Source organism: Luteimonas sp. A534, from assembly GCF_054072805.1.
Map to the genome: position 1 here is coordinate 104,126 of NZ_JBSVRR010000006.1, position 19,088 is coordinate 123,213.

The 19,088-nt window shown below is 67.6% G+C and carries 15 protein-coding genes, 2 tRNA genes and 1 pseudogene; 12 read left to right on the top strand and 6 right to left on the bottom strand.

Annotated features, from left to right (window positions below; translation table 11 throughout):
- Window positions 1-136 precede the first annotated feature (136 nt).
- The 10 genes from ACW5F0_RS13265 to ACW5F0_RS13310 all read left to right on the top strand — a co-directional run bounded on the left by ACW5F0_RS13265 (window position 137) and on the right by ACW5F0_RS13310 (window position 9,396).
- A complete protein-coding gene (locus ACW5F0_RS13265; RefSeq protein WP_456999914.1) occupies window positions 137-2,506 on the top strand; it encodes a ribonucleoside-diphosphate reductase subunit alpha in 2,370 nt (789 codons plus the stop codon).
- A gap of 157 nt (window positions 2,507-2,663) precedes the next feature.
- The gene (locus ACW5F0_RS13270) at window positions 2,664-3,725 is read left to right on the top strand and encodes a ribonucleotide-diphosphate reductase subunit beta (RefSeq protein WP_456963954.1); all 1,062 of its coding nucleotides are present in this window, start codon (window positions 2,664-2,666) and stop codon (window positions 3,723-3,725) included.
- A 4-nt stretch (window positions 3,726-3,729) separates the two neighbouring features.
- Window positions 3,730-4,221 (top strand): flavodoxin, encoded by a 492-nt coding sequence (locus ACW5F0_RS13275; protein ID WP_456965218.1) that lies wholly within the window; start codon window positions 3,730-3,732, stop codon window positions 4,219-4,221.
- On the top strand, window positions 4,193-4,534 hold the full coding sequence (locus ACW5F0_RS13280; RefSeq protein WP_456963955.1) for a thioredoxin family protein: 342 nt from the start codon (window positions 4,193-4,195) through the stop codon (window positions 4,532-4,534). The genes ACW5F0_RS13275 and ACW5F0_RS13280 overlap by 29 nt, the downstream gene beginning before the upstream one ends.
- Window positions 4,531-4,926 carry an acyl-CoA thioesterase gene (locus ACW5F0_RS13285; protein WP_456963956.1) on the top strand — a complete coding sequence of 132 codons (396 nt, stop codon included), beginning with the start codon at window positions 4,531-4,533 and terminating at the stop codon, window positions 4,924-4,926. Before ACW5F0_RS13280 ends, ACW5F0_RS13285 begins: the two co-directional genes overlap by 4 nt.
- 543 nt (window positions 4,927-5,469) lie before the next feature.
- A tRNA-His gene (locus ACW5F0_RS13290) sits at window positions 5,470-5,540 on the top strand.
- A gap of 3 nt (window positions 5,541-5,543) precedes the next feature.
- Window positions 5,544-5,611 (top strand) — tRNA-Thr (locus tag ACW5F0_RS13295).
- Between the two features lie 357 nt (window positions 5,612-5,968).
- Entirely contained in the window at window positions 5,969-7,090 is a 1,122-nt protein-coding gene (locus tag ACW5F0_RS13300) for a slipin family protein (RefSeq protein ID WP_456965219.1), read from the top strand.
- A gap of 47 nt (window positions 7,091-7,137) precedes the next feature.
- On the top strand, window positions 7,138-8,364 hold the full coding sequence (locus ACW5F0_RS13305; RefSeq protein ID WP_456999915.1) for an RtcB family protein: 1,227 nt from the start codon (window positions 7,138-7,140) through the stop codon (window positions 8,362-8,364).
- 138 nt (window positions 8,365-8,502) lie between these two features.
- Window positions 8,503-9,396, top strand: coding sequence for a BRCT domain-containing protein (locus ACW5F0_RS13310; protein ID WP_456999916.1), 894 nt, complete (start codon window positions 8,503-8,505; stop codon window positions 9,394-9,396).
- Between the two features lie 446 nt (window positions 9,397-9,842).
- On the opposite strand, the pseudogene ACW5F0_RS13315 reads toward ACW5F0_RS13310, so the two are convergent.
- Window positions 9,843-10,415 (bottom strand): annotated as a pseudogene (locus tag ACW5F0_RS13315) (dienelactone hydrolase family protein); the annotation flags it as partial.
- Window positions 10,416-10,540: 125 nt separating this feature from the next.
- Between ACW5F0_RS13315 and ACW5F0_RS13320 the strand changes: the two are divergent.
- On the top strand, window positions 10,541-11,755 hold the full coding sequence (locus ACW5F0_RS13320) for an NAD(P)/FAD-dependent oxidoreductase (protein ID WP_456999917.1): 1,215 nt from the start codon (window positions 10,541-10,543) through the stop codon (window positions 11,753-11,755).
- Here ACW5F0_RS13320 and ACW5F0_RS13325 read toward each other — a convergent pair.
- The 5 genes from ACW5F0_RS13325 to ACW5F0_RS13345 are packed head-to-tail and all read right to left on the bottom strand — an operon-like array spanning window position 11,659 to window position 17,311.
- The gene (locus tag ACW5F0_RS13325; RefSeq protein WP_456999918.1) at window positions 11,659-13,026 is read right to left on the bottom strand and encodes a sensor histidine kinase; all 1,368 of its coding nucleotides are present in this window, start codon (window positions 13,024-13,026) and stop codon (window positions 11,659-11,661) included. The two genes, ACW5F0_RS13320 and ACW5F0_RS13325, sit on opposite strands and share 97 nt — an antisense overlap.
- Window positions 13,023-13,712 carry a response regulator transcription factor gene (locus ACW5F0_RS13330; protein ID WP_456963960.1) on the bottom strand — a complete coding sequence of 230 codons (690 nt, stop codon included), beginning with the start codon at window positions 13,710-13,712 and terminating at the stop codon, window positions 13,023-13,025. Before ACW5F0_RS13330 ends, ACW5F0_RS13325 begins: the two co-directional genes overlap by 4 nt.
- A 3-nt stretch (window positions 13,713-13,715) precedes the next feature.
- Window positions 13,716-14,831 (bottom strand): type 1 glutamine amidotransferase domain-containing protein, encoded by a 1,116-nt coding sequence (locus tag ACW5F0_RS13335; protein ID WP_456999919.1) that lies wholly within the window; start codon window positions 14,829-14,831, stop codon window positions 13,716-13,718.
- A 57-nt stretch (window positions 14,832-14,888) separates the two neighbouring features.
- Window positions 14,889-15,617 carry a LytR/AlgR family response regulator transcription factor gene (locus ACW5F0_RS13340; RefSeq protein WP_456999920.1) on the bottom strand — a complete coding sequence of 243 codons (729 nt, stop codon included), beginning with the start codon at window positions 15,615-15,617 and terminating at the stop codon, window positions 14,889-14,891.
- A complete protein-coding gene (locus tag ACW5F0_RS13345) occupies window positions 15,605-17,311 on the bottom strand; it encodes a histidine kinase (protein WP_456963963.1) in 1,707 nt (568 codons plus the stop codon). The genes ACW5F0_RS13340 and ACW5F0_RS13345 overlap by 13 nt, the downstream gene beginning before the upstream one ends.
- A gap of 126 nt (window positions 17,312-17,437) precedes the next feature.
- On the opposite strand from ACW5F0_RS13345, the gene ACW5F0_RS13350 reads away from it, so the two are divergent.
- Window positions 17,438-19,087, top strand: a complete 1,650-nt coding sequence (locus ACW5F0_RS13350) for an alpha/beta hydrolase (protein ID WP_456999921.1) — start codon at window positions 17,438-17,440, stop codon at window positions 19,085-19,087.
- Window position 19,088 lies beyond the last annotated feature (1 nt).

Genomic DNA, 19,088 nt, shown 5'->3' on the forward strand with positions numbered 1-19,088 from the left:
GTGAAGCGCGCATGCGCCCGCGATTCGTTGTCGGATCGGGCGTGTCCGTTGCGACGCCGCTTGCCGACCCTGTGATGACGCCGCCCGCCTCCTGCCGCGGGACAGGTGGCCGTGCGTCCCTCATCCAGGAACACACATGGACAAGCACGACGGCATCGCCGCCGTTCCAGCCCCGGCTGCCTTCCCGCGCGACGGCGAAAGCGGATGCGTTGCCACATGGATCACCAAGGAAGCCGGCAACCGCCGCATGCCCTACGACCGCGCACGGCTCGTGCGCAGCATCGATCGCATCCACGCCGAGTTTCCGCAGCTCGATGTCGCCGACTACACGCGCAGCGTGTGCGGGTTCGTCGAACGCAAGGACGTGGTGGACGCGGACGACCTCGTCGACCACCTGGTGCGCGAAGCCGAAGCGCGCGTGGACGTGGCCGCGCCCGAGTGGGAGATGTTCGCCGCACGCCTGTACCTGCAGCGCCTGTACAAGCGCGCCAGTCGCAACCGCTTCTACGACGTCGGCGAACGCTACGGCTCCTACGTCGGACTCCAGGAAAGCCTGGCCGACCGCAACGTGTATTCCAACGACATCCTGCGCGCCTACTCCAAGGAGGAACTCGTTGAAGCCGGGAAGATGATCGATCCGGAGCGCGACAGGCTGTTCGCCTACAACGGCCTGTACCTGCTCGCCACCCGCTACCTGGCGACGGACACCAGCCGCGCGGTGTACGAACTGCCGCAGGAGCGGTGGCTGACGATCGCCCTGTACCTGATGCAGCGCGAAGCCCCGCGCGAGCGCCGCATGCAGCTGGTGGGCGAGGCTTACTGGGCGCTGTCCAACCTGTACATGACGGTCGCCACGCCGACGCTGCAGAACGCCGGCAAGACCGGGGGGCAGCTGTCGTCGTGCTTCATCGACACCGTCGACGATTCGCTGCAGGGCATCTACGACTCCAACACCGACATCGCCCGCGTGTCCAAGGGCGGAGGCGGCGTGGGCGCCTACATGGGCTACGTCCGCGCCTCGGGGGCGGCGATCCGCGGCGTGCCGAACTCTTCGGGTGGCGTGGTGCCGTGGATCAAGCAGCTCAACAACACCGCGGTCTCGGTCGACCAGCTCGGCCAGCGCAAGGGGGCGGTGGCGGTGTACCTGGACGTCTGGCACCGCGACATCGAGGCCTTCCTCGACCTGCGCCTCAACAACGGCGACCAGCGCCTGCGCGCACACGACGTGTTCACCTCGGTCTGCATCCCGGACATCTTCATGGAGGCGGTCGAGCGCCGCGGCGACTGGTACCTGTTCGATCCACATGAAGTGAAGCGGCTCAAGGGCTGGTACCTGCAGGACTTCTTCGACGAATCCCGCGGTGCGGGCAGCTTCCGCGAGAAGTACGCGGAGGTCGTGGGCGACGAACGCGTGAGCCGCAGGACGGTCAAGGCGATCGACATCTTCAAGCGGATCATGGTCAGCCAGCTGGAGACCGGCAACCCGTTCATGTTCTACAGGGACGAAGTGAACCGGAAGAACCCGAACAAGCACGCCGGCATGGTGTATTCGTCCAACCTGTGCACGGAGATCCTGCAGAACATGAGCCCGACGCGGCTCATGCAGGAGATCATCTCCGGCAACCAGATCGTGACCACGCGCCAGGCCGGCGATTTCGTGGTCTGCAACCTGTCGTCGATCAACCTCGGCCGCGCCGTCGTGCCACCGGACGGGCAGGGCGACCTCATCACCGACGTGCTCGAGCGCCTGGTGCCGATCCAGGTGCGGATGCTCGACAACGTCATCGACCTCAACCAGCTGCCGGTGCCGCAGGCCACGATCACCAACCAGAAGTACCGCGCCATCGGCCTGGGCACGTTCGGCTGGCACCACCTGCTGGCGCTGAAGGGCATCGAGTGGAACGCGCCCGGGGCCGAGGATTACAGCGACGCGCTGTACGAGCGCATCAACCAGCTCGCGGTGCGGGCCAGCATGGCGCTGGCGGAGGAGAAGGGCGCTTATCCGGCGTTCGAGGGCAGCGATTGGCACACCGGCGCCTACTTCCGCGACCGCGGCTACGACAGCCCGGAGTGGCGGGAGCTGTCTACCCGGGTGGCCGCGGGCGCCATGCGCAACGGTTGGCTGATGGCCGTGGCACCCAACATGAGCACCGCGCAGATCGCGGGCTCCACCGCATCCATCGACCCGATCTACTCCGCGTTCTACTACGAAGAGAAGAAGGATTATCGGCGACCGGTCGCGGCCCCGGGTCTGTCGCTCGATACCTGGCCCTACTACGAGAAAGGCGCCTACCGCGTCGACCAGTTCGCAAGCGTCCGCCAGAACGCGCGCCGCCAGCGCCACGTCGACCAGTCGATCAGCTTCAACTTCTACGTCCCCAGCACCATCCGCGCCAGCACCCTGCTTGAGCTGCACATGACGGCATGGCGCGAAGGCCTGAAGACCACCTACTACGTGCGCTCGAACGACATCGACATCGCCGAGTGCGAGTGGTGCAGTAGCTGAAGCGCATTCGCGCTTTCGCTTCCACGGTTCGCGTGGCGAACCGTGGACCCTGCATCACCAGCACCCAGACCCCCGCGCCTTCGGCGCGCCCCCCTGACTCAGGGGGCTTTCCTCCAGATCGATTCGTCCCGCGACGCCCGAAACACGAGAAGACCACATGTCCGCCACCGCACCGCTTACTTCCACGCCGCTCGACCGCATTCGCATCCTCGAGCCGCGCCATCCCAACCGCTCGACCGGGATCATCAACGGCCGCACCAGCGGCATCCTCAACTGGAACGACATCCCGTATCCGTCGTTCTACCGCGCCTACAAGGAGCTCTCGACCAACTTCTGGATCCCGGACGAGGTCGACATGAAGAGCGACGCCAAGCAGTACGGCGAGCTGTCGGCACGGGAGAAGAACGCCTATGACTCGATCATCGGGCTGTTGGCCACGCTGGACTCGCCGCAGACGCGCTTCATCTACAACGTCGCCGAATACATCACCGACCCGGCCGCGCACGCGAACGCGGCGATCATCGGGCAGCAGGAAGTCATCCACAACGAAAGCTACAGCTACGTGCTGGCCTCGATCACCGACCTGCAGAACCAGAACCGGATCTTCGAGATCGCGCGCACGCACCCGACGATCCAGAAGCGCAACGCGCCGATCATGAACTCGTATGACGATTTCATGCGCGAAAAGACCGCCGAGACCCTGCTGCGCTCGCTGATCCAGTCCTCGATCCTGGAGGGAATCAACTTCTATTCCGGCTTCGCCTACTTCTACAACCTGGTGCGCCAGAACCGGATGGCCGGCACCGGAAAGATCATCAGCTTCATCAACCGCGACGAGCTTGCGCACACCAAGTTCATCAGCGAGCTGATCCGCGCCATCGTCGGCGAGAACCCGGAGCTGCAGACCGATGAGCTGACCGCCTACGTGCACAGCGCCTTCGAGCACGCCATCGAGCTGGAAGTGCAGTGGACCGGCGAAGTACTGGACGGCATCGACGGCATCGATGTCGACGAAATGGTCCGCTACGTAAAGTACCGCGCCAACAAGATGGCCGGGATGCTGGGCATCGAGAGGCTGTATTCCGAGGCCACCGAGAACGTGATGCCCTGGATCAAGGCCTACGCCGACAACTTCACCGAGACCAAGACCGACTTCTTCGAGATGCGAAATGCCAGCTACAAGAAGACGAATTCCGACAATGGCTTCGACGATCTTTGAGCCGATGCGGATCCTGCTCGCCATCGCATCGCTGAGCGGCAATACCCGCGAGGTCGCGCGCCAAGTCGGCGCGCGCTGCGAGGCGCTGGGCCACGCCGTGACCTGGATCGAGGTGGACATGGATGGCCTGGCTGCCGCGGGGACCGGCCCGCGGCACGATCTGTACCTGCTCGGCTCCTGGACCGACAACGCAGGTCGCACGCCTGCCGAGATGAAGCGATTCATCGCCGAGCTGATGGGTGCGGTCGGCAAGCCCGACCGGCTGGCGGTGTTCGGCACCGGCGAGACGCAGTGGGGCGAGGAGTACTACTGCGGTGCGGTCCGGCGCATGGCGAAGTTCTTCGGTAGCCGCTATCCGCCCCTGGAAATCGAGCAGATGCCGCATGGCGCCGGCGACGCCCTGGCGATCGAACGCTGGACCGACCTGGTCCTGTCCGCCACCACGACACATGAAGGAATCACTGCGCATGCGGATCCTGCACGCCACTTCGCCTGATCACTACGCCGCCATGCTGGCAGCGCATCCACGCCTGCTGGTCGATTACTGCAAGGACGACTGTCCCGGCTGCCGGATGCTCGATGCCTCGCTGCAGAAGGCTGCCGCCTCCGGCCTGATCCAGGACATACCCGTGCTCAAGGTGCAGCTGGAAGTGGTCGGCGAAGCGCTGTTCCGCGGCCTCGGCCTGCGGCAGACGCCGACGCTCTCGCTGTTCGCGGATGGCGTGGAGATCGCGCGCCTGCCCGGATTCCAGGCCCCGGCGCAGATCATGCGCGCCCTCGCCGAGGGTTTCGCGCAGGTTTCGGCATGACGGCATCGCCGGACGGGCGGCCAACCGAGGCCAGGCTGATGGAGATGGTCTTTCCGGACCATGCCAACCACCTCGGCACCCTGTTCGGAGGCCAGGCGCTTGCATGGATGGACAAGGCTGCCTTCATCGCGGCATCCCGCTATGCACGCCGTACCGTGGTGACCGCACGCTCCGAGCAGGTCGACTTCAAGCTGCCGATCCAGCAGGGGCAGCTGGTCGAGGTGCTGGCCCGTGTGAATGGCGTCGGCCGCAGCTCGATCCGGGTGGGGGTGGATCTGGTCGCGGAGGATCTGCTGACGGGCGAACGGCGACTGTGCACGCGCGGGACCTTCGTCATGATCGCGCTCGACGTCGACAGGCACCCTGTCGCGGTGGGTGACGGTGGCGCCTAGCGGGTTCCGGCGCCGCCGGGTTGCGCAGGCCGACCATTCGTCGCCACGTCAATATTTCTCTTGCGCACGTGCATCCCTGCGCGTAAGGTGCGCTCCCGTTGCGGGATATCCGCAGCCCCTTTCCTGACTTCAAGCCGCACTTCGACCATGTCCACGCAGAACCGCATAGCCGACCGCCTGCTGCCATCGCTGCCCAAGCGCGATGCGGGCCTGCGTGCGTGGTTCGCGCATGACGGCGCACTCCTGAACTGACCGGCTCCTCCACGGGAGATCGGTCACCCCGATCTTCCGAGGCACGGCGAATGCCCTCGGACTCCATGCCGGGGGCATTTTCTTTTACGCGTTCGCAAAGGACGACCAAGCACACGCGTGCACCGTGTTGCCAGCGCATCGGCAGCGGTGGGGCGCGAATTAATTGCCGCTTGGAAAGAAGCGGCAATACGCAGTCGAATCTCGATCGGTGACAGCGGTACGGGCTTGCGTTCCGTCCGGTGCGCGCGGCATTGCCGTGGCGTATGCCGATGCCGTTTCGAAGCGGCTGCGACAACGTTGGCTCAACTGGGAGAGCAACAGCCATGTGCTGTCGATTGCGGGTTCGAGTCCCGCACGTTGACCTCTGGATAGCTCAGACGGGTAGAGCAATGGACTTGTAGTCCATGTGTCGCGGGTTCGAATCCCGCTCCAACGATCGCTGATTGTCATCAGCACAACAGGGCGCAAGCCCGAACCGGGAACGTCCCGTGCCTGTTCCGCCAGGCGTCGCAGTGGATCGCGATGCGCAACGAAGCACGCAGCGGGTACCGCGCCGGCACCGCGTCCTGGCGGTGGCAGACAACGTGGGAAGGCGGTTGCGCGCCGATGCGGGTGCGACCGGGGATCCACGGCAGACGCCACCACCAGCACCGGTCGCCCGCCCGCTACCTGTCAGGGGCGTTCCCACTTCTTCAGTCGGCCGCATCGCGCGTCCGGCACAAGGCGGCAACCGGCTCTCCGCACCCAGCGAGCCGGATCACCAGAGCCATTCACAAGGAGAAAACCCATGATGTTCTGGACCCGAAGGGTCGTGATCGGCGACGCCGAACGCGGCCTGGTGTATCGCAACCGCCGTTTCGAGCGCGTCCTCGCGCCGGGCGTGCATCGCCTGTTCGCGTGGCGCGACCAGCTGGACGTGGTCGTGCACGACATCCGCAAGGCGGAGTACGCCGGCGACGACGTCGAGGCGCTGATCGCCGCGCTCGGCGCCCGGCTGGGCGAGACCTTCGTGCTGGCCGACATCGGCATGGACGAAGTCGGACTGGTGTCGAAGAACGGCCGCCTTGAGGATGTGCTGCCGCCGGGCCTGCGCAAGCTGTACTGGCGTGGCCTGGTGCAGGTCGAAGTCGAGAAGGCTTCGCTTGCCGAAGGCCTGCGCGTCGCGCCGGACGTGACGCGTCGCCTGCGCCAGCTCGGCATGCTGGGCCGCGTGGCCGTGGTGCTCGATGTGCCGGTGGAGTCGGCGGGCCTGGTGTTCGTCGACAACACGCTGGAGCAGGTGGTCGGCGCCGGCAGCTACGCCTTCTGGAACTTCCAGAAGAACGTGGCGGTGGAGACCATCGAGCTGCGCGTGCAGTCCATGGAGGTTTCGGGCCAGGAGCTTCTGACCCGTGACAAGGTCAGCCTGCGCGTGAACCTGGCTGCTTCGCTGCGCGTGACCGACCCGGTCGCCGCGCGTACGCAGGTGGCCAAGTACAGCGACTACGTGTACCGCGAGCTGCAGTACGGTCTGCGCAAGGCCGTGGCCGCCAAGACGCTCGATGAGCTGCTTGGCGACAAGGCCACGCTGGACGCGGAGATCTTCGGCCATGTGCGTGGTCGCGTGGAGGCGCTCGGCATCGAGGTGCTGGGTGTCGGCGTCAAGGACGTGATCCTGCCGGGCGAGATGCGCGAGATCCTCAACGGGGTGGTACAGGCGGAGAAGCTGGCACAGGCCAACGTGATCCGCCGCCGCGAGGAGGCGAACGCCACGCGATCGCTGCTCAACACCGCGAAACTGATCGAGGAAAGCCCGGTCCTGATGCGTTTGAAGGAGCTGGAAGCCCTGGAAAAGGTGACGGAGAAGATCGACAGGCTGACCGTGTTCGGCGGCCTGGATGGCGTCATCAAGCAACTGGTGACGCTGAAGTAGCAACACCCCGCGCGTCGAATGGACGCGGCGCGTGGGCCCTTCAAGGAATGGAACGCGTGAACACTTCGAACTACGAATGGCTGCACCGGAAAGGCGAGACCCCGATCAAGGGGTGGGTCCGTGGCGTGCAGCTGGAAGACAAGGCGCATGCGCAGCTGCGCAACATCGCGAGCCTGCCCTTCGTGGGGCCGTGGGTGGCGGTGATGCCGGACGTGCACCTGGGCATCGGCGCCACCGTGGGATCGGTGGTGCCGACGCGTGGCGCGATCATTCCGGCCGCGGTCGGCGTCGACATCGGCTGCGGCATGGCCGCGGTGCGTACCACGCTCAACGCGCGCGACCTGCCGGACTCGCTGGCGCGGCTGCGTTCGGCGATCGAGCGCGCGATTCCCGTCGGCAACGGCCCGGGCGGCAACCACCGCAAGACGCCCGACAGCGTCGAGTCGGCCCTGGCCGGCTCCGGCCTGTGGCAGCGGCTCGAACGCATCAAGGCGAAGCATCCGCGGATCCGGCTCGACAAGGTGGAGCAGCAGCTGGGCACGCTCGGCGGCGGCAACCACTTCATCGAGGTCTGCCTGGACGAGAGCGAAGCCGTGTGGGTGATGCTGCATTCGGGCTCGCGCGGCACCGGCAACCTGATCGGCACGTACTTCATCCAACTGGCCCGCGATGAGCTGGGCAAGCGCGTGCTCGGCTACCACGTGCCCGACAGGGACCTCGCCTTCTTCATGGAAGGCGAGGCGCTGTTCGACGACTACGTCGAGGCCGTGGGCTGGGCGCAGGACTACGCACGCGCCAACCGCGAGGCGATGATGCAGCGCGTGCTGCACGCCATGCGCGCGGAGCTGCCGAAGTTCAAGCTGCAGGCCATGGCCGTCAACTGCCACCACAACTACGTGCAGAAGGAAGTGCACGGCGGACAGGAGATGTTCGTGACCCGCAAGGGCGCGGTGCGGGCGGGCAGGGACGAGCTCGGCATCATTCCCGGCAGCATGGGCGCGAAGAGCTTCATCGTCCGCGGTCTGGGTAATGACGACAGCTTCCACAGCTGCAGCCACGGGGCCGGGCGGGTGATGAGCCGGACTGCGGCGCGCAACAGCATCACGCTGAAGCAGCACCGTGAGGCCACGGCACATGTTGAATGCCGGAAGGACCAGGGCGTGATCGACGAGTCGCCTGCGGCCTACAAGGACATCGAGGCGGTGATGGCGGCGCAGCAGGACCTGGTGGAGGTGATGCATACCTTGCGGCAGGTGGTGTGCGTCAAGGGATGAGGGGTGGTCCCGCGGAGGCGGGGCCATTTCTTTCTCCGGGCACGGCAGAGGCTTTTCTTGGGGGCGTCGCCCGCTGCTGTTGTTGGCGAGCCCAGCGATGGCTAGTCTGGCCTTGCAGGGACAGACAAGGGGGACGACATGCATGAGGATCATCGCAAGTACGCGAAGTTCACGACGCGGGCTCGCCTGGATAAATCAGTGAACTCCCTGTTGGGGATCATTGAAGGCATCTCGATCGACGGGGAGATCAATGAACTGGAGGTGGGGTATCTAGAGCTCTGGCTTTCCGAGCACGAGGAGCTCCGAGATCTCCACCCGTACAACGAGTTCGTCCCAGTCGTCACGGCTGCTGTCGCAGATCACGTCCTCAGCCAAGATGAGCGGGACGACATCGTGTGGCTGTGCGAACGCCTCCGATCGGAAGAGTTCTACGATCGCACCACCGCTGACCTGCAGCGCCTGCACGCAATCCTTGGCGGAATCGTTGCTGACACGCGCATTTCGGAGACGGAGCTCCGTGGTCTATCCGACTGGCTGGGCGAGCACGATCACCTGAAAACTTGCTGGCCTTACGACGAGATCGGCAGTCTCATCACATCTGTGCTTCTCGACAAGAAGATTGACGAGCAAGAGCACGAGATGCTCCACGCGTACTTTTCTGAGTTCACCGCCTTGCTAGGTGGACGGACGATCACCAGCGCACCTCTAGCCGAGGCTGGGTCAGTGGTGGGTCTCTGTGCAGTCGACCCCGAGATCACTTTCACTGACAGGGGATTCTGCTTCACGGGTGCGTCGTCTCGATTCGTGCGCACGGAGTTCGCAGGGATTGTCGAGAGACTTGGCGGAACAGCCCATGGGAGCCCCTCGAAGAAGGTGCACTACCTCGTGATTGGAGCCGAGGGAAATCCGTGCTGGGCATTCGCGTGCTACGGCCGAAAGGTGGAGAAGGCGGTCCAGCTTCGCAAGGCAGGATCCCGGGTCGTCATCGTGCACGAGTTCGATTTCCATGACGCGGTAGCCGACTACGGATAAGGGGCGGCAGGTCGGGCAGTCGCCGCCATTCAACCGCAGACTTCCGGAGCGGCGTGGCAACGCGTCTCTTTGCGTGTACCGAAACCTGATGTCCGCTGCTGGCCGCCAGGTGTCCATTCTCACGGATTGGATACGCGGCCGACGATCCATTCGACGATCGCGTCGAACCTCTCCTGATCGAGCGCATGTCCTCGGTCGACGCGGAGCTCGGTGACGAAGTCGCCGGCGACCTTGGCCACGACCTGGTCCGCATCCCGCGAGTACTTGTCCCCGGTACCCGATACGACCAGCGTTGGTCGAGGTCCGATGGCTGAAAGAACATCGTGCGTGTCCATCTGGCGAGCGAGCCCGGGCACGGCCTCGAACAGAGTGATCCCGGTGTTCTCCCGACGTCGCGTCTCGAAGCTGCACACCGCACCGCTGACGCATGCGAACCGGCATCGCGAATCGACTGCCGCGTGGTAGAGCGCCGTGTAGCCACCGTACGAGTGTCCCGCCACGCCCACGAGCCGCTCGTCCAGGTCAGCGGCCTGGAGCAGGACGCTCAGGGCGCGCTGGGCGTCATCCAGGCACTTCCTCATCAGCAGGTCGCCATCCAGCAGCCGGTAGCTCATGGCGCTGTAGTGTTGGAGCCAATCGTAGTAGTCCGGCTCCACCCCCTGGACCGCTCCCCGTCGATCCTCGAACGTGATGGAGTCCGGGGCCAGGACCGCGACGCCCCTGCGGGCGAGCGCCGGCCCAAAGGCCTGGAAGGCGTCGCCCACATCGCCCGCGACCTCGCTCTTGCCGAAGTGGAACTCGCCGTTGTGCTGATGGAAGACAACCACTCCGCCGAGCGTGTCGCGCCCTCTGGGCGTGAACAGGAAGGCGGGAATGAGATCACCTTCGAGTCCGCGGTACCCGATCCTTTCACGGGCGAATCCATCGGTCTCTTCGGCCTTGCCTCGCTGGAATTCCATCGGGACAGGGTCCGCCAGGCCAAGGCGCTCGCGAAGCGTCGTAGTGAGGTCGTCCTTCATCGGTGGATGGTAGCCCGCAACGACGATGGGTCGCGGGCCTGGTCTGGAGATCGAATTCACCGGTTCTTCTCGCCCGGCCGTGCAGTCATATGCGCCACCGTATCCCGACTGGAATCGACACCTCGATGGACCTGAAAAGCGGCTACCCCTGGTGGGCGGTCAAGAACGGCCTGATGCACGCCTTCCCGCCGCTGCAGGCGGACCATCGCTGCGACGTGGCGGTGATCGGTGGCGGCATCACCGGGGCGCTGATCGCCGACGAGCTGGCCACGCATGGGCACGACGTCGCGGTGTTCGAGCAGCGCGACGTGGGATGGGGCAGCAGCGCCGCCAGCACGGCGCTGCTGCAGTACGAGATCGACACGCATATGGTCGACCTGGCCAAGCGTTACGGCGAGGACAATGCGGTGCTCGCCTACCGCGCCTGCGCCGAGGCCATTCCGCTGCTGCAGGCGAAGGCGGCGGACGTGCGCGACGTGGACTTCGCACGCGCCGGGAGCCTCTATTACGCCAGCCGGCGCCGCGACGTCCGCGCGCTGCGCGCGGAGTTCGCGCTGCGCCAGCGCCACGGCTTCGACATGGCGTGGCTGGAGGCGGAGGCGGTGCGCGAGCAGTTCGGCTTCGATTCGCCGGCGGCGATCCTCAGCCGGCTGGCCGCGCGCGTGGACCCGTATCGCATGGCCTACCGACTGTTCGCGCGGCTGCGCAAGCGCGGCGGTGCGGTGTTCGACCGCACGACCATCGACACCATCCAGCCGCGTTCGCGCGATGTGCTCCTCACCACCGCCGACGGCCACGCGGTGCGCGCCGGCCACGTCGTGATCGCCGCGGGCTACGCCAGCCAGAAGTGGCTGCGCAAGCGCGTCGCCGCCGATCGCAGCAGCTACGCCATGATCACCGACCCGATCGGCAAGGACGCCCTGGGCCCGCTGGTCGACACCATGGTCTGGGAGACGGCGCGTCCCTATCTGTACATGCGCACGACCGGTGACGGGCGCCTGCTGGTTGGCGGCGAGGACGACAACGTCGACGTGCCTGCGCGACGCGACGCCCGCGTGGAGAAGAAGTCGCGCAAGCTGCTGGACAAGGCCGCGGCCCTGTTCCCGCACCTGCCGCTGCGGCCAGCGTTCTCATGGGCGGGCACCTTCGCCGAGACCCGCGACGGCCTGCCGTTCTTCGGCCCGCACGCGCAGCACGGACCGCGCGTGCATTTCGCGATGGCCTACGGTGGCAACGGCATCACTTATTCGATGATCGGTGCCGGACTGGTGCGGGCGCTGATCGAGCGGCGCAAGCATCCGTTGGCGGCGCTGTTCTCGTTCGATCGCGGGGAAGGCTGAGCAGTCAGTCCAAGCCGGGCGACCGTGCCCGCGCCATCGGTGTCGAAGCGCAGGGCGATGCCGTGGCGCTCGCCCAGGCGGCGCACGATGGCCAGCCCCAGCCCGAAGCCGGCGCTGGCCTCGCCTTTGACGAAGGGCTGGAATGCACCTGCCGCGATGCCGCCGCCCGGGTTGGCGATGCGCAGCCAGTCGCCGTCCACGTCGATCGCGACCTCGCCGGCAGGGGTGTGGGCGAAGGCGTTGCCCACCAGGTTCGACAGCACGATGTGCAGCACGGTCGCCGGCAGGTGCGCCCGCGTGCCGGGGGCCACGTCGAGCCGGACCTCGACCGCACGCCCGTCCAGCAACGGTGCCTGGTCGACGATCACGCGCTCCAGCAGCGGCAGCACGGCGACCTCGCTGGCGGCCTCGGCGCTGTGCTCCTCGCGCGCCAGGGCCAGCAGCGTGGCGACGGTCTGCTCGAGCTGATGCGCTGACTGGCGGACATGATCGAGCTGCAGCCGCGATTCGACATCGAGGTCATCGCGCGCGGCCAGGCGTTCGCAGGCACTGCGGATCACCGCCAGCGGCGTGCGCAGCTCGTGGCTGGCGTCACGGCTGAACTCCCGTTCGCGTGCAACGAAGTCGTCGATGCGCGCGATCAGGCGCTCCAGCCCGCGCGCCAACGTTCCGACCTCGTCGTCCGGAAACGCATCCGAGAATCCCGCGGGCAGCCGTGACGGCGTGGCCTCGTCCACCAGCGCCGCCAGGCGCGACAGCGGCGCGGTCATCCGCCGGGCCAGCCAGGCGCCGAGCAGCAGCGCCAGCGCCAGCACCGCCAGGCTGGACCAGGCCAGCCACTGCAGGATGCCGCTGCGCATCGGGCGCACCGCCAGCTGCTGGCTGACCTCGGCCACCAGCCACGCCGGTGCGGCCGGCGCCGGTGGCTGCAGCGCCTGCAGGTGGTAGTGGCGGCCGTCGTGGCCGGGGAACTCGCGGCGCAAGGGCTCTTCGGCCAGCCAGGCGCCGAGCCCGTCGGGCAGGGTGGCTGGATCGGCATGCACGGCGACGAAGTGCAGCTGCGGACGCGTCCAGTCGCCGTGCGCGGCGTGGTGTGCCAGCTGCGCCTGTGCTTCCTGCTGCAGCAGGCCATGGAAGAAGCGGTCTTCGACCAGGTAGACGAACAGCACCACGTAGAAGCCGTACAGCGCGGCCACCAACAGGGCGAAGCCGCCAAAGGCCAGCATCAGCCGGTGCTGCAGGCGGCGGCGTGGACGCGTCGTGGTGCTCACGCGTCGGCCTCCAGCCGGAAGCCGACGCCATGCACGGTCTTCAGCATCGGCACTGCGAACGGGCGATCCAGCGCCTGCCGCAGCATGTACAGGTGCGTGCGCAGCGGATCCGAGTCGGGTGGGGCATCGCCCCAGATGTGTTCGACCAGTTCGCTGCGGGTGAGGGTGCGCGGCCAGGCTTCGGCGAGCGCGAGCAGCAGCAGCTGCGCGGTGTGCTGCAGCTGCAGGGTATGGCCCTCACGCTGCACCACGCCGCTGCGCCGGTCGATGCTCAGGCTGCCGATGCGCAGCAGGTGCGGCGTGCCGGCGCGGTGGCGCTGCGACAGCGCCAGGCAGCGCGCCAGCAGCTCGGCGCCGGCGAACGGTTTGACCAGGTAGTCATCGGCGCCGCTGGCAAAGCCCAGCAGCCTGTCGTCCAGCGCGTCGCGCGCGGTGAGCATCAGCACCGGGATGTGGCGATCGGCCTGCGCGCGCAGGCGCTCGCAGACGCGCAGGCCGTCGAGCCCGGGCAGGCCCAGATCGAGCACCAGCACGTCGGGCGGATCCGCCAGCGCCGCCTGCAGCCCGCTCAGGCCATCGGCGGCGAAGCTGGCGGCGATGCCGTGGCCGGCGAACATCGCCGCCAGGTTGTCGCGCAGCACCGGGTTGTCCTCGATCACCAGGATGCGCAGCGCGGGCAGGTGCATGGCTCAGCCGTCGATCCGCTTCAGGAGGGTGACAGCCTCTTCCATCTGCGGCGCCGCTTCCAGTACCTGGAGGACCAGGGCGCGCGCCTGCACGCGCTGGCCCAGGCGAAGGTGGGCTTCGGCGGCACCGAGCTTCAGCTGCGGCTCGCCCATGTGCGGCAGGGCCAGTTCCATCGTCTGCAGCGCGGGCCGAAGCTGGGCGGCATCGTCGCCGGCGACCTGCGCCTGGTAATAGCCGAGCAGACCGATCAGTTCGACGTGATAGCGCGTGGGGTCCTGTTCCAGCGCCGCGGTCGCGCCGGCGATGTCGCCGCTGCGCAGGCGTTCCACCAGGGCCATGCTCAGCTCGTCGCGCCACGGCGTGCGCGCGACCGGGGTGCGGCCCAGGGCACGCACGATCGCTTCGGCCACCGCGGTGGTGGAGTAGGGGTTCTGGCCGGTGACCAGGCGTCCATCCACCACCACCTTGGACATCATCAGCGGCGCTTCGTCCCACATCGCACCGCGCGCCAGCAGCGCATCCTCCAGCAGCCACGGGAACTGCGACGCCCACTTCTTTCCGAACACCGCCTCCTCCTCGTTGCTGAAGCCGGTCATGCGGCGGCCGGCCACCAGCGCGTTGCCGTCGGCCAGGCGGACGTCGGCGAGGGCGGCCGGGCCATGGCAGACCGCGGCAACGACCGCTCCGTTGTCCCATGCCCGGGCGAGCAGGCCTTGCAGTGCGGCATTCCGCGGCAGGTCGAACATCGCGCCCTTGCCGCCGACCACGTAGACGGCGGCGTAGTCCTCGGCGCGCAGCGCGTCGATACGGCGCGTGTCGGCCAGCTGGCGCATCGCCCCGGCGTCGGCCAGCAGCGCAGCGTTGAAGGGCTCGTCGGGGTTGTACTTGTCGGCCTCGATCGCACCGCCCTGCGGGCTTGCGACTTCCACGGACAGGCCGTTGGCCTTGAAGATCAGCCAGGCCTGGGACAGTTCGTCGAACTCGTAGCCGGGGCGGGTCTTGCCGGCGTCGCGGCCTTCGCCGCTGAGCACGACCAGGACGGTGTCGCGTGCGAACGCGGACGGGAGATACAGCAGCACGACGGCGGCGAGCAGGCAGGTAAGGGGCAGGCGGCGCATGGCGGTTCCAGTGGCATCCAGGGGAGGACAGGATCGCGCCGCCATATCAAGCGGATTTCAAACTTCCTGATTGCCGGGGCTTGGGGATCCAGGAGCAAGTTCGCAGCGCAGCGCCGCGACGTGGGCGCGGCCCACGGGCAGTTCCGCACCGTCGCTCAGTACCAGCCAGTAACGGCTGCCAGATCCGGCATGCAGGGTGCGGATATGGCGCAGGTTGACCAGGTAGGACCGGTGGCAGCGCACGAAATCTGGCGGCAATACGGCGCCCAGGCTGGCCAGGGATTTGTCGTGCAGTTCGCTGCGGCCGTCGCGCATGCGCAACTGGCTGTAGTCGCCGTCGGCGCGGATCCACAGCACATCCGCCAGTTCGACGAGTGCCGTGCCTTGCGCACGCCAGACGCCGAGGTAGCGGGCGCGGCCGGAACGGTAGCGGCCGACATCGAGCAGGCGCTCGAGTGCCTGGCCGAGGCGCTCGCGGGAAAACGGCTTGGGGACGAAATCCAGTACGCCGTGCTCGAAGGCCTGCAGCGCACGCTCGCGATGGGCCGAGACCACGACGCAGTGGTAGCGGCCCGCCACCGCGCTCCGCAGCAGTTCGAAGCCGTCCTCGCCACCCAGGTTCAGGTCCAGCAGCAGCCCGTCGTACACGCTGCGCTGGAGGCGGTCGCCCGCTGATTCCAGGTCGGCGACGGCGTCGAAGCGTGCACGTGCGCCGGCCAGCTCGGTGCATAGACGCAACAGACGCTGGCGTACCAGCGGCTCGTCCTCGACGATCAGGATGCGCATGCCAGCTCGATCCGGCCGCACCAGTCCGCGCCATCCACGCCCTGGACGAAGCGCCAGCCGCCGGGACAGCTGGCCGCCAGGCTGGCCTCGATGTAGCGCGTGCCGGTTCCATGGCCGCGGTGTGGTGCGGACCCGCGTGCGCTACGGAGTTCCAGGACCCAGTGGTCGTTCTCGCGACGCACGCGCAGGCGGAACGGATGCTGCGCGCAGGCGGCGGCTCCGGCATGGGTCAGCGCGTTTTCGACCTGGGCGTGGAGAACGCCGGGTGGCAGCGACAGTCCGGTGTCGTCGGCGTCGATCTCGAAGCTGATGGGGCGATTCTGGGCCAGGCCAACGATGTCGAGATGGCTGCGGCACAGGGCCAGTTCGTCCTCCAGCGGAACGCTTTGGCGGCTGCTGCTCTCGCGCAGGCGATCGAACTGCTCCGCCAGCGACTCGACCAGACGGCTGGCGCGCGGCGGGGCCTGTTCGATCAGTTCCTGCAGGCAGGTCAAGGTGTTCATGAGCCAGTGCGGCTGGATGCCCCGCTGCAGCAACTGCAGCGAAAGGCGAGCGCGCTCTTCGCGCAACAAGGCGTTATGCCGGTCCAGTGCACGCAGCTGCGCCGCGTGGCGCAGAAGCAGGAAACCCATCAACACCGCCAGGAACAGGAAGTACGGGCCGTCGAGGAAGGCGCTGCCAGCGAAGGGCATCGTCAACGCGCCAGCCAGTACCAGCGTCAGGATGGGCCAGCGCTCCTCTTGCTCACGCCGGGCGCGCAGCAACAGCCAGGCCGAAGCGAACAGGCTCAGCAGCAGTACGGCCGCGCCGCGGCCATCGAAGCTCGGCACGAATGCGGTCACCCCCGCGAGCGCTGCGAGGTAGCCGATGCGTGTGTGAAGTGGCACCGCAGCGTCGAAGCGACGCGCGATGTAGGCCGGCAGCAGGACCGCGGCCGCCAGGTGCAGCACCTGCAGTGTGAGCAGGCGTGGACCGTGCCAGGGATAGGCATAGCCCAGCAACGGGCGCCAGGCCTCGATGACCGGCAATGCAAGGCCGACCGCGCCAAGCGCGAGCAGCAGGCGAGCACCGGGCACGCGCAGCCGGCCGCGTTGCACTGCCAGGAAATACAGGAATGCCGCCGCGAGCGCACCCGTGGCGAACGCCGCGATCAGCCACGGCTGGAGGCGATGGCTGTAGATCGCTTCGACCGGCGCCACCTCGACGGCGGCGTCCGCACTATGTGGGCGAAACCACTGGTGGTGACTGGAAGCGAGCACGACCAACTCGTCCGTGCCGCTGGGAGAGGATGGCGGCAGCACGCGGACGATGTCGATGCGGCCGGCTCGTTCCTCCTCTGCTGTACGCCCCACGATGCCGTTGCCTGCCAATGGTTCTCCATTCCAGAAAGGCTGGCTGGCGGCGCGTAGCGACAGGCGCAGTGCACGGTCGGCACTGTGCTGCTCCCTGGGCGCAGGCAATCGCCAGCGCAGCCAGTAGGGATCGCGCCAGCCGGCCAGTTCGCGCTGGTCGAGCGGGCGCCAGTCGAGGTCGTCCGGCGGCGTCTGCGGCACGGTCCCCGAAACGTCGAAGGCGGGAGCCATTTCCGCGGCCAGCACATGCAACGTTGCCGGGTGGCGCGCCGAAACTGACAGCCAGGCCGCGATGGCGGCCAGCAACATGGCGAGTGCGATCAGGGTGCGCGGAAGCTGCATGCGTTCATCGTATCTGCTGCGCGGAGACGCTGGTCCCCCGGCTGGAGCTGTTGGGCGGACGGGGCGGCCTGGACCACAACGCCGGAGGAGATGCTGGCGGCTGTGACCTGTGCCGTGGAGTCCGTCATGTCCGCCGTATCGCTTTCCGTTTCCCGCCTTCGTGGTCGCTGCCTTCACTCTCGGGCAGCGGCCAGGCTGCTGGCGGCGATGTGCCTGTGGCTTGCCGGTGCGATGCCCGTACTGGCGGGCGATGTGCACGCACCGCTGGCGTTCACGCCCTATGCGTTCGAAACCGCACAACACGGCACCATCGCGGCCGAGGTCGCTTTCCTGGATGTGCCGCGTCGGCATGGTGAGCCAGAGGGACCGCGCATGCGCTTGCGGGTGGTGCGCCTGCCGGCCACGGGCGGCGATGGCCGCGCTGCGCCCGTGGTCTATCTGGCCGGCGGCCCTGGGGGATCCGGTGTCGGGACGGCGCGCGGTCCGCGCTGGCCGGTGTTCGACCGGGTCCGGCGCGAGACCGATGTATTGCTGCTCGACCAGCGTGGCACGGGCCTCTCGGAACCGCCGCCGCCATGCCCGCATGTGCATCGTTTCGACGACGCCCAGCCAGTGGTGCGGGACGCCGCGCTGGCGGCGCTGCGCTCCACGGCCGCGCGCTGCATCGCTTACTGGCAACAGGAGGGCATCGATCTGGCTGCCTACACCACCGCCGAGAGTGCCGGCGACATCGAGCACCTGAGACGCGCGCTGGGTGTGCAGCGGATCAGTCTGTGGGGCATGAGTTACGGCACCCACCTGGCCCTGGCCAGTGTCCGCCTGCACGGGGCGGGCATTGACCGCATCGTGTTGATCGGCGCCGAGGGGCCCGACGATACGCTCAAGCTGCCGCTGGCGGCCGATGCCTTGCTGGCCGAGCTGGCCGTCGTCGCCGAAGGTGACGGATTCGATGACCTGGCCGGATCGGCACGGCGCGTGCTTGAGGCGTTGCGCCACCAGCCAGGCCAGGGCCGCAGCCTCATGCATGGCGGCAGGATGGTGACGATCGGCGAGTACGACGCGCAGATGGCAATCGCGGCCACGCTCGGGCGACGCTCTACCCAGCAGTTGTTGCCGTTGGCGCTACGCGACGCCGAGCGCGGCGACTACGGCCTGATGGCGGACATCGTGCTGGCAGTGCGCGAGCAGCTCGGCGAGTTCCGCGCCATGCCGCTGGCGATGGAAGTGGCGTCCGGCCAGAGCCCGCACCGCAGGGCCTTGGTCGAGGCGCAGGCGCGCGACAGCCTGTTCGGCGACGCGATCAACTTTCCCTTCCCGATGCTCGGTGACGGCCTCGGACTCGTCGACCTCGGCGAGGCATTCCGTGCACCGTTGCGAAGCGCCGTGCCGGTGCTGTTCGTCAGCGGCACGCTGGACGGGCGCACGCCGCCGGCAAATGCGCAGGCGCTACTGCCCGGCTTCAGTGACGGCAGGCACCTGCTGGTGCGCGGTGCCAGCCATGACGATGAACTCTGGCTGGGTCAGTCGGAGATTGCCGGACGCATCGCCGACTTTCTCGCCGGCCGCCCGGTACACGACGCCGTGCTGGAGGTGCCGCCGCCAGCGTTTGCCACAAGCAAGTTCGAGCTGCTGCTGCTCGCGCTCGGTATCGGCCGGGGGGAGGCGTTGGCGGCGCTCGCGACCGTGATGGGATTGCCGCTGGCGGTGTGGATGCTCTGGCGGCGGTGGCGTCGCAAGTCTCGGGTTCGCGGTGGTCGGCCTAAGCCGTTGATCTGAA

Excerpts from the sequence above, each read along its gene's own strand:
- ACW5F0_RS13330 (WP_456963960.1), bottom strand. The coding sequence starts at position 13,712 with ATGCACCTGCCCGCGCTGCGCATCCTGGTGATCGAGGACAACCCGGTG.
- ACW5F0_RS13265 (WP_456999914.1), top strand. The coding sequence starts at position 137 with ATGGACAAGCACGACGGCATCGCCGCCGTTCCAGCCCCGGCTGCCTTC.
- ACW5F0_RS13280 (WP_456963955.1), top strand. The coding sequence starts at position 4,193 with ATGCGGATCCTGCACGCCACTTCGCCTGATCACTACGCCGCCATGCTG.
- ACW5F0_RS13335 (WP_456999919.1), bottom strand. The coding sequence starts at position 14,831 with ATGCGCCGCCTGCCCCTTACCTGCCTGCTCGCCGCCGTCGTGCTGCTG.
- ACW5F0_RS13270 (WP_456963954.1), top strand. The coding sequence starts at position 2,664 with ATGTCCGCCACCGCACCGCTTACTTCCACGCCGCTCGACCGCATTCGC.
- ACW5F0_RS13275 (WP_456965218.1), top strand. The coding sequence starts at position 3,730 with ATGCGGATCCTGCTCGCCATCGCATCGCTGAGCGGCAATACCCGCGAG.
- ACW5F0_RS13350 (WP_456999921.1), top strand. The coding sequence starts at position 17,438 with ATGTCCGCCGTATCGCTTTCCGTTTCCCGCCTTCGTGGTCGCTGCCTT.
- ACW5F0_RS13310 (WP_456999916.1), top strand. The coding sequence starts at position 8,503 with ATGCATGAGGATCATCGCAAGTACGCGAAGTTCACGACGCGGGCTCGC.
- ACW5F0_RS13345 (WP_456963963.1), bottom strand. The coding sequence starts at position 17,311 with ATGCAGCTTCCGCGCACCCTGATCGCACTCGCCATGTTGCTGGCCGCC.
- ACW5F0_RS13285 (WP_456963956.1), top strand. The coding sequence starts at position 4,531 with ATGACGGCATCGCCGGACGGGCGGCCAACCGAGGCCAGGCTGATGGAG.
- ACW5F0_RS13320 (WP_456999917.1), top strand. The coding sequence starts at position 10,541 with ATGGACCTGAAAAGCGGCTACCCCTGGTGGGCGGTCAAGAACGGCCTG.
- ACW5F0_RS13340 (WP_456999920.1), bottom strand. The coding sequence starts at position 15,617 with ATGCGCATCCTGATCGTCGAGGACGAGCCGCTGGTACGCCAGCGTCTG.
- ACW5F0_RS13305 (WP_456999915.1), top strand. The coding sequence starts at position 7,138 with ATGGAACGCGTGAACACTTCGAACTACGAATGGCTGCACCGGAAAGGC.
- ACW5F0_RS13300 (WP_456965219.1), top strand. The coding sequence starts at position 5,969 with ATGTTCTGGACCCGAAGGGTCGTGATCGGCGACGCCGAACGCGGCCTG.